Genomic DNA, 13,885 nt, shown 5'->3' on the forward strand with positions numbered 1-13,885 from the left:
TAGATATTGCTAAGAAGGAAAAAAAGTTGGTTCTTGTTTATATATACGGTGAGCACTGCCCCTACTGTCACCAAGTTGAAGAGTTTGTTTTCGGTGATGAGGACGTAGAAAAAGTTTTAAGAAAGGACTTTGTTATCGTTTCTCTGAATATTTCCGAGGATGAAGCGGAAAGATTTGACCCGATTGGAACTCCCACCTTTGTGATTTACGACCCCTTTAAGGGAAGTGTTCTGACAAAAATCTTCGGTAGTCTTGATGCGGAGACCTTCCTTTCCATGCTAATAAAGGTCTGTAATAAATCAAGTTTAAGGAGGTGTTAGTTATGAGGACCAGAAGGGATTTCTTTAAGCTCGCAGGTGTTGCAGTGGCAGGTTTTATGTTAGGAATATCTCCTGTTATCTCCCCCGCTTATGCAAAGATAAGCCTTGAGGAAGCACTAAAGGAGCACCTGGGTGTAGGACTGTCTGAAATAAAGGAATCTAACCAGATAAAGATTAAGGCTCCCTCCATTGCAGAATCTGGAGCAAACGTTCCTATACAGGTAAGTGCAACAGTTCCCATAGAGAAAGTAGAAGCTCTTTACATATTCGTTGATAAGAATCCAAACCCTTACATAGCGAGTGTTAAGTTTAGCCCGATAAACGGCGAAGTGTTCTTTGCAACCAGGATAAAGATGGGAGCAACATCTCCCGTTAGGGCAATACTTAAGCTCAAGGACGGCTCTTATCTTATGGCTTACAAGGAAGTTAAGGTTACGGTAGGTGGTTGTGGTTAATAAAAATTACGGAGGTGCGGTATGGCTACCATAGGAAGGGCTATAGTAAGAGTTCCCAAAAGATTAAAAAAGGGACAAGTGTTTAAGCTCCAGATGGTTATCATTCACCCCATGGAAACCGGGCTTAGAAAGGACCCGAAAACCGGTAAAAAAATTCCCGCTCACTACATAACTCATATTGATTTTTACCTAAACGATAAGCTCGTTACAAAGATTAACACGTCCGCCGGTGTAAGTAAAAACCCTTACTTCGCTGTCAAAATGAAAGCGGTTGAGTCAGGAACACTAAGAATAGTTTACGAGGATAATAAAGGCGGTAAGTGGGAAAAGAATGTAAAACTTATGGTGGAGGGTTAATCATGAAAAAGATGGTACTTGCCTCACTTCTCGGTGGGGCCCTCTTTTTAGCTAAGGCTGAAGCTCCCACACCGGAGCAGCTCCGGATTTTAAAAGAGCTCGGTGTTTCTCCCGCAGACGTTATCGTTGAAGAGGGAAGAGACTATTACCACAATCTTAAAGGAAAAACCGGAAAAACCTGTGCATCTTGCCACGGACAGGATGGGGCTAACCTCGTCGGTGCTTATGCAAAGATGCCGAGGTACTACAACGATATAGGAAAGGTTGCGGACGTAGACCTAAGAATAAAAGCATGTCTTGAGAAGTATGTAGGTGTTGACGCTAAAGGTAAGAAGGGAAGGAAGTATATCGTTCCCCTCGCGGGATACGTTGCAACACTCAGTAACGGAATACCTATACAGATAGAGTTAAAGCATCCCGAAGAAAAGAGGCTCTACGAGCTCGGTAAAGAGCTCTGGTATAAGAGGGTAGGTGCGAGAGATTTCTCATGTGCTATCTGTCACGAAGTTCTCGCGGGCAAAAGGATAAGACTTCAAAAACTCGGAGCTCCCGTAAGGGATAAGCTGTACGCCCACTGGCCTGCATACAGAATATCAAAGGACAAGCTCTGGACAATGGAAGACAGAATAAGGGGATGTTATAAGAGTTTCTTCCTCTTTGACCCCGATAAAGGAAAGTTTGACTTCAAGAAAAACTGGGTAAAGAAACCGCCGTTCTACATAGAGGAAGTTATAGCACTTGAACTCTTTATGAAGAAAGCTGCAAACGGTGCAACCATAGAAGTTCCGGGTCTCTTAAGGTAAGGAGGGGTTAAGATATGAAGGGTAAAGTTCTCTTTGTAATGTTTTTAAGTGCGGGTGTTATAGCATGTCAGCCGGCATCCCAGACGGCCAAAGAAAATAAACCCATGACCGTAGCAAAGGCAAGCACCGAGAAAATGAAGAAAGGAGGGAAAGCGGAAAAATTCAGAAAAGCTCTCGCGGCACAAGACAAGTGGCAAAAGGCATGCTCAAATCCTGCACAAATTGCACCTGAAGGTATAGACGTAGCTCAGTTTATCAAAGAAATGAAGGCTACGATTAAGTATCCCGAAGATGGAAACCTCGTAGGAGACTGGAGAAAAGGTGAAGCTTTAGCACTTCTTCCTAAGGAGTATAAAGCTTTATACGGTAAGAAAGGAGGAAGTAAGAAGGGAAACTGTTACGCTTGCCACTGTGGAGACCCGAGAATAATAGCTTGTGGTAATATCGGACCTTCCCTTAGGGGATATGCAGACAAAGGAATAGATCCCAAGATAACTTATGACAGAATATACAACCCCTGGTCTCAGGTTCCCTGTTCAACGATGTTCAGGTTTGGATATCACGGTCTCCTCACACCTGAAGAAATTGCGGATATAGTCGCCTACCTCCACGACCCCGAAAGTCCCATTAACAAGTAATTTCCCTTCTTTTCTTTTTATACTTTTCTTAAGGAGGTTAGTGTATGCATCTGACCCGCAGAGACTTCTTAGAACTTGCGATAGTTACCGGAGCTTACCTCGCATCAAACCCCGTTTCTGCTCTCGCAAAAATGACCCTTGACGACATACTTTCCTTTAAACCTGTCGGAAACGTAACACTTCTCTTTACAACGGATATGCACGCACACCTAAAACCCCACTACTTTTCCGAGCCTATGAACCTGGTAGCTCCCAAGAATTTGAAAGGACTACCCGGAACGATAACGGGTAAGGATTTCTTAAAGCTTTATAAGATATCTCCCGGAACCCTTGAAGCTTACTTTATGAGCTGTGTGGACTTTCCGGTTCTTGCGGAAAAATTCGGAAAGATGGGAGGAGCAGCTCACATAACGTGGCTCATAAAGCATATAATAGCCGAAAGGGGAAGGGATAAGGTTCTCGTCCTTGATGGAGGAGACACCTGGATAACGACCGCTGTAGGGACATTCACAGATGGAAAAGCAGTAGTTGACTGGATGAAGCTAACCGGATACGACCTTATGGTCGGACACTGGGAGTTTACCTTCGGTAAGGATATAGTTCTAAAGAGAATAAAGGAGCTTGAAGAAGCCGGATGCGAGTTTATTTCCCAAAACATAAGGGAAGTTGATGAGTTCGGATTTGAGGGAGACCTTGTATTCAAGCCTTACACAATAAAAGAGGTCGGAGGAGTAAAACTCGGAATTATAGGAAACTCCTTCCCGTTCACCCCTATAGCAAATCCCAGGCAATTCGTGGAGGGATGGAGCTTCGGTATAAGAGAAGACACTATGCAGGAATACGTAAACGAACTTAGGGAAAAACACAAGGTTGACGCGGTAATCCTACTTTCCCACGACGGACTACTACTTGATATAGCGCTTGCAAAGAAAGTTCAGGGAATAGTCATAATTATCTCGGGACACACCCATGACGTAGTTCCGAAAGAGCATAAGGTTCCCGGAACAAACACATACGTAGTCATAGCAGGTTCCCACGGTAAGTTTGTAGGAAGATTAGACCTTGACATAAGGAATGGAAAAATCAGAGACCTAAGGTATAAGCTTTATCCCGTTGCGTCTAACCTAATACCTGCGGACCCGGAAGCACAGAAACTCGTTGATAAGTATTACTCCGAGCTTGATAAGAAACTTGGCCTCTCAAAGGAGATAGGAACAGCGGAAGTGATGCTTTACAAGAGGGACACCTTCTTCAGCACGTGGGACTGGCTTGTAGGAGAGGCCATAAACGACTACTACGGAGGAGACCTTGACGTTGTAACCTCACCCGGATATAGGTGGGGAACTGTAGTTCTTCCGGGGCAGAAGATAACCGTAGACCACGTTTATGCCTATACCGCGATAACTTACCCAAACGTTTACGTTCTCAAGAGAACCGGAGAGCAGTTAAAAACTGTATGGGAAGATGTTGCGGATAACGTCTTTAACCCCGACCCCTTCTACCAACAGGGCGGAGATATGTCAAGACTTTGGAACGTTGAGTACGAGATAGAAGTAAACGGTCCCCAATACAACAGATTGAGAAATATAAGGATTGGCGGAAAAGAGTTAAAGCCTAAGAAAGAATACCTTGTAGCGGTTTACGGAGGACCTCCGCCACCACCGGAAGCTATAGAACCCGGATACAAACCTGTTCCCGTTTACGAGATACTCATAAATTACATTAAGAAGAAGGGGAATATAAAGGTGAGGACGAAACCTAACGTAAAGGTTCTGGATGCGGAGTATCACGCATACGACGAGTGTTACGGAGGTGGTAAGTGAGAGCATTGATAGCTTTCCTGATAGGGGTGGTTATCGCCCTTTCCCTTTTTTACTTCATAAGGTTTTACTTCGGAAACCCTTTCAGACTGCTCTTTTACACAGTTGAGGTCAAAAATAAAAGTTTTGATGAAACCGTTAAAGCCCTTGAGGAAAGGCTTAACGCAAACGGACTTAAAGTTATAAGAGTTCTTCCACTCTCTAAAGCCCTTGCATCAAGGGGTGTTAAAAACTTTATGAAGTACTCAATAATCCTCGCCTGCGACGTTCCCGAAAAGGAAAAACTTCTGGTTAAAGTGCCATCGCTTACAAACCTAATTCCCTGCAGTATTGCGGTTTACGAAGACGAAGAAGGAATAAAGCTTACGACAATGAAGGAAATCGTTTTCCTCGCAGAGGAAAGTAAGAATATGACAGAAGAAGAGACCCAGTTTGTTATAAACACTTACAGAACTCTCAGAAAAACCCTTGAAGAGGTGAGCAGATGAGGAAGTTCTTAATTCTTCTGATAATTCCCTTAATCATTTTTGCTCAAGAAAGTAAACTCCTCTATAGAGAAGTGATAGAGGGATTTTCCTTTGAGGACGTAAAAATCCTTTTAAAAACCGCCCTTGATGGAAAGAATATGAATATCCTTCTTATTCAGGATGTTTCCGAAAAACCGAGAATGAGTGTGTTTTACGTCTGTAATCTCTCCTACGGGGAGAAAATCTTAAGGGGATTTCCCCAGTTCGGAGCACTCGCACCTTGCAGGATTTACATCCTTGAGAGAGAAGACGGAAGCGTTGAGGTCGGATACATAAACATACAAAACCTCGTAAAGGGCTTCAGAAAATACCTCACACCCGAACAGGTAAAGGTTTTCATACAGGCGGATAAGGACATAAAAGAGGCTATAAAGGAAGTTAAGGGGGGAATGTGAGGATAATTTTATTCTTTTTTCTTTTAGTCTTTGCATTTGCTGAGGAATACCCTAAGCATGTTAAGGAAACCTTAAAGAGGATTACCGACAGAGTTTACGGGGTTTTCGGAGTTCTTGAACAGGTATCTTACGAAAACAGAGGGTTTATCTCAAACGTCTATTTTTACGTTGCGGACGACGGGGTGTTAGTGGTAGATGCTCTCAGCACTTACAAGCTCGGGAAAGAGCTCGTTGAGACAATAAGACGTGTAACGGATAAACCGATAAGGTTTTTGGTAATAACCCACTACCACACGGACCACTTTTACGGTATTAAGGCTTTTGAAGAAGTTGGAGCGGAAACGATAGCTCACGAGTATGCCTTTGAGTATCTTTCCAACCCATCAAGTTACAATTTCTTCCTTGCAAGGAAAAAACTTTTGAAGGAACACCTTGATGGAACCGAACTTCTTCCGCCAAGCATAACTATAACTAAATCCTTGAACATATACCTCAAAGTTGATGGAGACTATAAAAAATTTGAAGTAAAACACCTCTGTAAAGCACACACGAACGGTGATATAGTTGTATTCGTTCCGGACGAGAAGATACTCTTCAGCGGTGATATAGTTTTTGACGGAAGATTACCTTTCTTAGGTTCGGGAAATTCCAAAACTTGGGTGAAATGTCTTGATGAAATCTTAAAGATGGAACCCAAAATTCTCCTTCCGGGACACGGTAACCCTCTGATAGGAAAAGAAAAGATAAAAGAATCGGTGAACTGGACAAAGAAGTATATACTTGATCTCAGGAAAACGATAAAACGTTTAATAGAGGAAGGCTGTGATGTAGATTGTGTAAGGGAAAAAATAAACGAGGAGCTTATAAAGATAGACCCCTCTTACGCACAGGTTCCCGTATTTTTCAGAGTGAATCCGGTAAACGCCTACTACGTTTACTTTGAAATAGAAAACGAAATGTTATTTGAAGAGTAAGAAATCCATTGAATCAGATAAAAACAAACCTCTTAACTTAAGGAAACGAAATTCCGATACGTTAAGGTCTGCGTAACTCCCTGTTGCGAAAGGAACATTTATGACATAAATTTATATATGTAAAGCTAAAGAAATCTTAAAAAGAAAAACTAAAGTAAAAGGAGGTGGGAAAGATGGCGCTGTTTGATGAATGGTATCACAAGGGACATAGCATAGTTCACGAGATTATGGAGGAGCTCGGGATTCAATACGAGCAAAAAGCTTTTAGACTTTTAAAGGCGGTTCTCCAAACACTCAGGGATAGGCTTCCTGCAAGTGAAGGAAAGGATTTTGCTGCTCAGCTTCCAATGGTTCTAAAAGCTGTTTGGTGTGATGGATGGGACCCTACAAAGGTGCCCGACAAAAGCATAAAGCATAAGCAGGATTTCCTTGAAAGAGTTATGAACCATCCGGGTTTAAGGAGACCTGCGGATATAAGCAGCTTGGAAGAAGCGGAAAAGGTTACCAAGGCGGTATTCAGAGTTCTGAAACGCCACATTTCCTGGGGTGAGGTAAAGGACGTTCTCGGAGAACTTCCCGAAGATATAAGGAAGATGCTTGAAGAGGCTTGATTCCTTCTTTTCCTTCTTTAACTTTTAAGAGATGGTGGTGAGAACACCTGCGGTTGCAGGAACTTTTTACCCTTCAAGGAAAGAAGAGCTTGAGGGATTGATAAACTTTTTATGCGGTGAGGAACCGAAGGAAAAAGTAAAGGCTAAGGCGGTATTAGCTCCTCACGCGGGATATATATACAGCGGTAAGACCGCATGTGAGGTTTACAAGAGGGTTTATATACCGGAACATGTAGTTCTTCTGGGACCGAATCATACTGGATACGGAGAGCCGATATCCGTTTACAACGGTGATGCATGGGAAACACCTTTCGGTTACGTAGAAATAGACAAATCCTTAAGGGAGGATGTCTTAAAGTTCCCTTACGCTAAACCTGACGAGTATGCACACCTTTACGAGCACTCCTTGGAGGTTCAACTACCTTTTCTTCAGAGATACGCAAAACAGGAGTTTAAGATTCTTCCAATAGTTATTGCCTTTATAGATTATGAAGTTGCAAAGAACTTCGGAAGATTTCTCGGTGAGGTTCTAAAGGGAAAAGATGCGTTAATAGTAATTAGCTCAGATATGAGTCATTACATTTCCGCACAGGATGCCAGAAAGAAAGATGAGATTCTCATATCCGCCATGGAGAGGTTGAATACCGAAGAGTTATACTTTAAAGCGATTCAATATAACATAACGATGTGCGGAGTTATTCCCGCAGTGGTTGGTATAGAAGCAGCAAAAGTTATGGGAGCTACAAAGGGAGTAGTGATAGATTACACTAACTCAGGAGAGGTTACGGGGGATTACTCACAGGTAGTCGCCTACCTCGGAATGTTGTTCCTTTAAGACTTCAGAAACTATAACGCCTTCTCTTAGTCCCCAGTCGCTTACGTAAAGTTCATCTTTCCCGAAAATCTCAAGGGTTTTTAAGAATATACCTATTCCCGCGAGTATAACCTCCGCTCTCTTGTCCTCAATCTGTTTAAACCTTTCGCTACGCTCCTTTGAGGGAAGTTTCTTCAAGATATCGAACCATTTCTTTACCTGTTCGTACGTAAGCTTTTTTCCGTGAATCATCTTAGAGTCATAGGGGTAAACGTTATACTCAAGGGCTACAAGAGTTGTAATAGTCCCACCGAGTCCGACGAGATAATCGCAATCTCTCTTTACCTTAGATATTTCCCCCTCAAGGAAGGAGAAAAACTCCTTTATCTCTTCTTCCTTAGGTGGGTCGTGCTTAAAAAACGTTTCCGTTAAGTTAACTATTCCGAAGGGTAGTGAGATTATATCTTTTATTGATAAATCCCTTCCGAATATATATTCCGTTGAACCTCCTCCTTGGTCTACAACGCAGAGCTCCCCTTTCAGCTTAAGGGAGTATGCAACCGCGAGGTAAGCGTATCTACCCTCCTCTTCGGGGGTTATAATTTTCACCTCAATACCTGTTTCTTCTTTTACCCTCTTTATAAATTCATTTCCGTTTTCTGCACGCCTTATGGCTTCCGTCGCGACTGCAATAACTTTATCAACATTATACTTTTCTACTTCTTCCTTATACCACCTTAAAACTTCAATGGTTTCCTTTATCCTATCCTCCTGAAGGTATCCGGTCTCCTTAACCTTTGTCCCGAGAGCGGTTATTCTTCCTTGCTCAAGGAGAACTTTAATATCCTTTTCCCTTACCTCCGCAATAGTCAACCTAACCGAGTAAGAGCCGATATCTATTGATGCTATTCTCATTCCTAACCGCAAAGCTCTTTTATTTCTTCTAAGTATACCTTTAACATCTTGAGATAGCTTTTATACCTTTCGCAGGATATCTCACCGTTTTTCACCGCTTCCTTAACAGCACAACCCGGCTCGTTCGTGTGGGTGCAGTCTGGATACTTGCAGGTGTAGGAGAGAAACTCCCTGAAGTAATTCCTTATTTCTCTTGGTTCCACAAACATCGTTGCTTCAACCTTTGAGAATCCCGGTGTGTCCCCTATGAAAGAGTTTTTACCGAATGGTATTAACCTCACACCTGTTGTAGTGTGTCTTCCCCTTTCTGTCTTCTCACTCACCTCTTGAGTTCTAAGTTCAACACCCGTGAGTCTTGAAAGGATGGAGCTTTTTCCTACACCCGATGGGCCGGCAAGAACACATATAAAACCCTCAAGGTAGTTAATGAGTTCATCTATTCCATCTCCTGTTTTTGCGCTTACTTTAAGAACGTCGTAACCGGCCTCTGTGTATATATTTACCCAGTAATCAAGTTCCTTTTTCTCATCTTCGTTCAAGAGGTCAACTTTGTTAAAAACTATTACAGGCTCAATGCCGAAATACTCGTAAACTACGAGAAGGTTGTCAAGGAGGTAGTTGTTAAACTCAGGCATCTTAAGGGTTTGGACAATAATAACCCTGTCTACGTTTGCTACCCTCGGTCTTATGAGGAGATTCTTCCTTTCCTCAACCTCTTCAATGGCAAAAGTTTGAGGGTCTACAACTTCCCCGAGGACATAGTCTCCCGCGTAAATCTTCGTTTTTTTGAGAACCTTTCCCCTTGGTATTCCCCTGTAGGTTTTTCCCTCGTTAAGGGTGTAAACTTGTATGAGCTGTGCCTCTCTGTCTATAACTATAGCTCTTTTTAGCTCCTTCTTTTTTCCCATTACCTTACCTCTTTCTCAAGCTCCCCTATAGCCCATTTTAATGTGTCAATTACGTAGTTCATCTCTTCATCCTTTATAACAAGGGGCATCATTAGAACCATAACGTCTCCCAAGGGTCTTAAGAAAACCCCTTTTTCTCTACACTTGTAAGCAACTTTAAATCCCGTTCTTTCTCCGTAAGGAAAGGGTTCTCCCTTTTCCTTGTCTTTAACGAGCTCTATTCCCGCCATAAAGCCGAGCTGTCTGACATCTCCCACGTGTTTCAACTCCCAGAACTCCTTTAACCTTTCGGTGAGGAGCTTTATCTTCGGTTGAAGTTTCTCAAGGGTTTTTTCTTCTTCAAACACCTCAAGGTTTGCGAGTGCTACCGAGCAAGCAAGGTTGTTTCCCGTGTAAGTATGCCCGTGGTAAAAGTGTTTAGCTTCTCCGAACTCTCCTAAAAAGGCGTCAAAAACTTCGTCGGTCGTAAGCGTTGCAGCAAGGGGGAGGTAACCTCCCGTTATTCCCTTTCCGAGGCACATAAAGTCCGGTGTTACACCTTCCTGCTCACAGTAAAACATAGTTCCGGTTCTTCCAAAGCCTGTGGCAACCTCATCAACGATCATGAGAACGTTGTATCTCTTTGTCAATTTCCTTACCCCTTTTAAGAAGCCCTTAGGGAAGGGAAGCATTCCCGCGGCAGCTTGTATTCCCGCCTCAAGGATTATCGCCACTATATCCTCCCTTTCCTTCAGGATATCTTCAAGTATCTTTAGAAGCTCAGAAGCACACTCGGGCTTAAGTCCTCCGTAATTTTCCCTACAGAATAGATAAGGAGAGGGAAGCTTTATCGTTTTAAAAAGGAGGTCCTTATAAGTTCCATGGAAAAGCTCTATACCCCCCACGCTTACCGCTCCAACCGTATCCCCGTGGTATGCCTCGGAAAGGGTTATAAAAACGTTTTTATTCTTAATTCCCTTATTCCTCCAGTAGTGGTAAGCCATCTTTATAGCTATCTCAACAGCTTCGGCTCCGTCCTCGGAGTAAAAGACTTTACTCAGCCCTTCGGGAGATATCTCAACGAGTTTCTTTGCGAGTAAAATCGCGGGCACGTTCGAACTTCCCAGGGTCGTCGTATGAGCAACCTTACACAGCTGTTTCATAACTGCGTTGTTGAGCTTCGGGTGGTTGTGTCCGTGAACGTTACACCAGAGTGAGGAAATGGCATCTATATACTTTTTCCCATGTATATCCCACAAGTAGACACCCTCACCTCTCTCAAATATGAGGTTCTCCTCCTCCCTGTAAACCTTCATCTGGGTGAAGGGATGCCAGAAATACTCTTTATCCCACTTCTCAAGTGTTTTAGGGTCTATATCCCACATACTTATATTCTCGTAAAGTTGATAGAATATCTCAATACAAATGAGGGAAAAGCTACAGAGGGTTTGTTCCGTTATAGAGCTTTACCTCTCCGATATATTCGGGAGGATAAGGGTATACAGGGAAGAAAATAACTTTCTCATACCCTGGGGCTTTACGGTAATAAACATTTCAGTTTTTGAAGAAGGTGAGGAAATAATCCTCGATATAAACTCCCCTGTGGCACTTAACGTAAAGCCTTCAAAGGATTTAATGAGGTTTCTACTCTCGGAAAACGCAAACTTAAAGACGGCATCCTTTTTTACAGAGTTTGAGAAGGGATTTATGGATATAATACTCGGCATAAAGGTAAGATACAGGGACCTATCAAGGGAGTTCTTGAAGTTTCTCGTTCTAAACATAGGAAATCTTGCAAACGAATACGGAAGGGAGATAATAGCTGTCTTCGGAGGATTATCCTTTAAGGAGTTCCTCGATAGAGAAAAATCAAGTCTTCCCTTTTACGGGGAAAAGCTCTTTTACGAAAAGCTTGAAATAAACGGTCATAAACTCCTCCTTGAAGTCTTTACCGACGGTAAAAGTTATACCTTTGTATGTAGGGAAGAGGGAACGTCCGAGCCAATAATAAAGTCAAAAAAAAGGGATAAGGAACCTTACGATATGTTGAAGCTTCTTGAGAAAGTAAAGGAAACACTAAAAAAAGGTGAATTTAACAAATTAAGGATGTTATTTACACCCTTTGAGATAGACTTCTTTAAACTATACAAAGTATTTATAAAAGCTTCCGAGGACAGCAAGCTAAAGGAACTTGAACAGGAGATAAACAAACTCCCGGATATGTTAATAAACGGAAAGATTACCTACGAGGAGTATAAAAGAAGAATTCAGAAAATAGAAAGGGAGATAGGGCTATCCTAAAATAAAACTTGAATGCGGGGTATAAGCGGAAGAAAGTGGGAATTACTATCCGAGCATGTAAAACCCCCAAAAGAGCTTGAAGAGAAATACGGGAGGGTCTTAGCCCAGCTTCTTGTAAACAGAGGTTTTGAAAAAGAAGTTGAGCTTATCCTTGAACCTAAGCTTTCCCGCATCCCCTCTTTAAAGGAGTTAAGGGGAGCTGAAGAGGCAATAGAGAGAATTTTAAAGGCTATAAAGAACAGAGAAAGGATAATCATTTACGGGGACTACGATGTTGACGGAATAACGGGAACCGCCATTCTCTACAAAATACTTAAAAAGGTAGGAGCTAAAGTTATTCCCGTTCTTCCTGACAGAAATACGGGATACGGACTTAACGAGAAGTTGATGAAGGTATTTGAAAGATACGGAGAGCTTCTCATAACCGTTGATAACGGAACATCAGCGGTGAAAGAGATAGATAAGTCTTCAATAGACACAATAGTTGTAGACCATCATAACGTCCCCGACGAAATACCAAAGAAGGCAATACTTATAAACCCGAAGATAGGAGGCTCAGAAGGATTAAGATACCTGTCTTCTTCCGCCGTTGTGTTCTTTCTAGCTGCAGGACTTATAAGGGAACTCAACATAGACGAGGACCCTAGGAACTTCCTTGACCTTGTAGCCTTAGGGCTTCTTGCAGATTACATGCCTCTAAAAAAGGTAAACAGGATACTCTCTTATAAAGGCCTTAAACTCCTTGAGTTCGTAGCCCGCGGAAAGGTTAATAAGGCGGGGGTTAGGGCACTTCTTGAGACTGCTCTCGGAGGAAGAGAAAACATAACATCAAAGGACATATACTTCTCTTTAGCTCCCAGGTTAAATGCCCCCGGCAGGATATCTAAGCCGGAGATAGCGTTAAATCTACTCGTTGAGGAAAATGAAAGTAGGGCGAGAAGTCTTGCACTCCAGCTTGACCTTATAAATAAAAAGAGACAGAAACTTACACGTATAACATACAGGGAGGCTTTAGAAAAGGCGAAGAGATGCGAAGAAGATTCCTTCATAGTTGTATGGGACGAGAACTGGCATCCGGGCATTCTCGGTATAGTTGCGGGAAGACTCTCTTACCACTTTGGAAAACCAGTTGCGGTATTTTCAAAAGGAAGGAATAAATCCGTAGGCTCTATAAGAAGCACCGAAGAAATAGAAGTTTACGATAGGGTAAAAACCCTTTCATACATGTTCTTAAAGTGGGGAGGTCACGACAAAGCTATGGGACTTACCCTCCCTACGCCTAAACTTGAGGAGTTCAGGGAAAAGGTAAATGAACTCTTTCAAGAAGTTGAAAAAGCCCAGCTTATAACCCCCGTTGATATGGAGCTAAACCCCGAGGAGATAAACGAAAACATTTTAAGAGACATCCGTAAACTTGAACCCTTCGGTGAGGGGAATCCAGAACCCATGTTTATGGCAAGGATTAAGGAAATTGAGGTAACCGAGAGTGGTATATTCATAAACGGCGTTCGCTTTAACTGTTGGGAAAAAGAGTTAATTCCTTATCTCGTAAGGGGAAAGAAAATCCTCTACAGAATCCAGAACGGAATACCCACACTGGAGGACGTTGAAAATGGCATCTTATAAGGGGCACGAAGCCTTTAACGTAGTTATGTTCGCACCCTTTGTTTTTATAATTCCCAAAGATTACCTAATTTACTTCGGTCTGGGATACTTTCTCGGAACTTTTCTTTTATCTCCCGATATAGACCTGAGTCATTCCAAACCCTCTAAGAGATTAAAGTGTCTAAAAGTAGTATGGGCTCCCTTCTGGTTTTTTTCAAAGCACAGGGGTATAACCCATAAACCAATCCTGGGAACGTTCGTTAAACTTTTTTATATCGTTTTCATATCTCTCTTTACCTTTTTCGTAATTCTCGGAATACTCAATCTTTTTAACGTAAAAACAGAGCTTTATAAAATAAACCCCTTTAATTTTTTAGAGAGCCTTATAAGTAGAACCGAAACCCTTTACTTTATTGCAGGTATCCTGTTAGCGGATTTACTTCACATAGTTCTGGATTGGGTA

17 protein-coding genes are annotated in these 13,885 nt (G+C 42.3%); 14 read left to right on the forward strand and 3 right to left on the reverse strand.

What is annotated here, in order from left to right; genetic code table 11:
- The 11 genes from ACWB1W_RS04770 to amrB all read left to right on the forward strand — a co-directional run.
- Positions 1-320: thioredoxin family protein (locus ACWB1W_RS04770; RefSeq protein ID WP_479370246.1), on the forward strand; the 320-nt coding region annotated here is incomplete at its 5' end.
- A gap of 2 nt (positions 321-322) precedes the next feature.
- Positions 323-775: a thiosulfate oxidation carrier protein SoxY gene (gene soxY, locus ACWB1W_RS04775; RefSeq protein ID WP_479370247.1), complete on the forward strand. Its 453-nt coding sequence runs from the start codon at positions 323-325 to the stop codon at positions 773-775.
- 21 nt (positions 776-796) lie between these two features.
- The gene (gene soxZ, locus ACWB1W_RS04780) at positions 797-1,132 is read left to right on the forward strand and encodes a thiosulfate oxidation carrier complex protein SoxZ (protein ID WP_479370248.1); all 336 of its coding nucleotides are present in this window, start codon (positions 797-799) and stop codon (positions 1,130-1,132) included.
- Between the two features lie 2 nt (positions 1,133-1,134).
- On the forward strand, positions 1,135-1,935 hold the full coding sequence (gene soxA, locus ACWB1W_RS04785; protein ID WP_479370249.1) for a sulfur oxidation c-type cytochrome SoxA: 801 nt from the start codon (positions 1,135-1,137) through the stop codon (positions 1,933-1,935).
- Between the two features lie 14 nt (positions 1,936-1,949).
- Positions 1,950-2,573: a sulfur oxidation c-type cytochrome SoxX gene (gene soxX / locus ACWB1W_RS04790; protein ID WP_479370250.1), complete on the forward strand. Its 624-nt coding sequence runs from the start codon at positions 1,950-1,952 to the stop codon at positions 2,571-2,573.
- A 44-nt stretch (positions 2,574-2,617) separates the two neighbouring features.
- Positions 2,618-4,396 (forward strand): thiosulfohydrolase SoxB, encoded by a 1,779-nt coding sequence (gene soxB, locus ACWB1W_RS04795; protein ID WP_479370251.1) that lies wholly within the window; start codon positions 2,618-2,620, stop codon positions 4,394-4,396.
- On the forward strand, positions 4,393-4,881 hold the full coding sequence (locus ACWB1W_RS04800; protein ID WP_479370252.1) for a DUF302 domain-containing protein: 489 nt from the start codon (positions 4,393-4,395) through the stop codon (positions 4,879-4,881). The genes soxB and ACWB1W_RS04800 overlap by 4 nt, the downstream gene beginning before the upstream one ends.
- Positions 4,878-5,315, forward strand: a complete 438-nt coding sequence (locus ACWB1W_RS04805; RefSeq protein WP_479370253.1) for a DUF302 domain-containing protein — start codon at positions 4,878-4,880, stop codon at positions 5,313-5,315. Before ACWB1W_RS04800 ends, ACWB1W_RS04805 begins: the two co-directional genes overlap by 4 nt.
- Positions 5,312-6,289, forward strand: coding sequence for an MBL fold metallo-hydrolase (locus ACWB1W_RS04810; protein WP_479370254.1), 978 nt, complete (start codon positions 5,312-5,314; stop codon positions 6,287-6,289). The genes ACWB1W_RS04805 and ACWB1W_RS04810 overlap by 4 nt, the downstream gene beginning before the upstream one ends.
- A 173-nt stretch (positions 6,290-6,462) precedes the next feature.
- Positions 6,463-6,900, forward strand: a complete 438-nt coding sequence (locus ACWB1W_RS04815; RefSeq protein ID WP_479370255.1) for a DUF2267 domain-containing protein — start codon at positions 6,463-6,465, stop codon at positions 6,898-6,900.
- Positions 6,901-6,931: 31 nt separating this feature from the next.
- Positions 6,932-7,735: an AmmeMemoRadiSam system protein B gene (gene amrB / locus ACWB1W_RS04820; protein ID WP_479370256.1), complete on the forward strand. Its 804-nt coding sequence runs from the start codon at positions 6,932-6,934 to the stop codon at positions 7,733-7,735.
- Here amrB and ACWB1W_RS04825 read toward each other — a convergent pair.
- Genes ACWB1W_RS04825 through bioA form a run of 3 tightly spaced genes read right to left on the reverse strand, consistent with a single transcriptional unit; the run spans position 7,697 to position 10,901 of the window.
- Positions 7,697-8,629 carry a Ppx/GppA phosphatase family protein gene (locus ACWB1W_RS04825; RefSeq protein WP_479370257.1) on the reverse strand — a complete coding sequence of 311 codons (933 nt, stop codon included), beginning with the start codon at positions 8,627-8,629 and terminating at the stop codon, positions 7,697-7,699. The two genes, amrB and ACWB1W_RS04825, sit on opposite strands and share 39 nt — an antisense overlap.
- 2 nt (positions 8,630-8,631) lie before the next feature.
- Positions 8,632-9,537, reverse strand: coding sequence for a ribosome small subunit-dependent GTPase A (rsgA, locus tag ACWB1W_RS04830; RefSeq protein WP_479370258.1), 906 nt, complete (start codon positions 9,535-9,537; stop codon positions 8,632-8,634).
- Positions 9,537-10,901 (reverse strand): adenosylmethionine--8-amino-7-oxononanoate transaminase, encoded by a 1,365-nt coding sequence (gene bioA / locus ACWB1W_RS04835; protein WP_479370259.1) that lies wholly within the window; start codon positions 10,899-10,901, stop codon positions 9,537-9,539. Before bioA ends, rsgA begins: the two co-directional genes overlap by 1 nt.
- Before the next feature lie 40 nt (positions 10,902-10,941).
- Between bioA and ACWB1W_RS04840 the strand changes: the two genes are divergently transcribed.
- The 3 genes from ACWB1W_RS04840 to ACWB1W_RS04850 all read left to right on the forward strand — a co-directional run.
- On the forward strand, positions 10,942-11,817 hold the full coding sequence (locus ACWB1W_RS04840) for a hypothetical protein (protein ID WP_479370260.1): 876 nt from the start codon (positions 10,942-10,944) through the stop codon (positions 11,815-11,817).
- Positions 11,818-11,829: 12 nt separating this feature from the next.
- Positions 11,830-13,443, forward strand: coding sequence for a single-stranded-DNA-specific exonuclease RecJ (recJ, locus tag ACWB1W_RS04845; protein ID WP_479370261.1), 1,614 nt, complete (start codon positions 11,830-11,832; stop codon positions 13,441-13,443).
- Positions 13,430-13,885: DUF2227 family putative metal-binding protein (locus tag ACWB1W_RS04850; RefSeq protein ID WP_479370262.1), on the forward strand; the 456-nt coding region annotated here is incomplete at its 3' end. The genes recJ and ACWB1W_RS04850, both read left to right, overlap by 14 nt.

Source organism: Aquifex sp. (assembly GCF_056494385.1).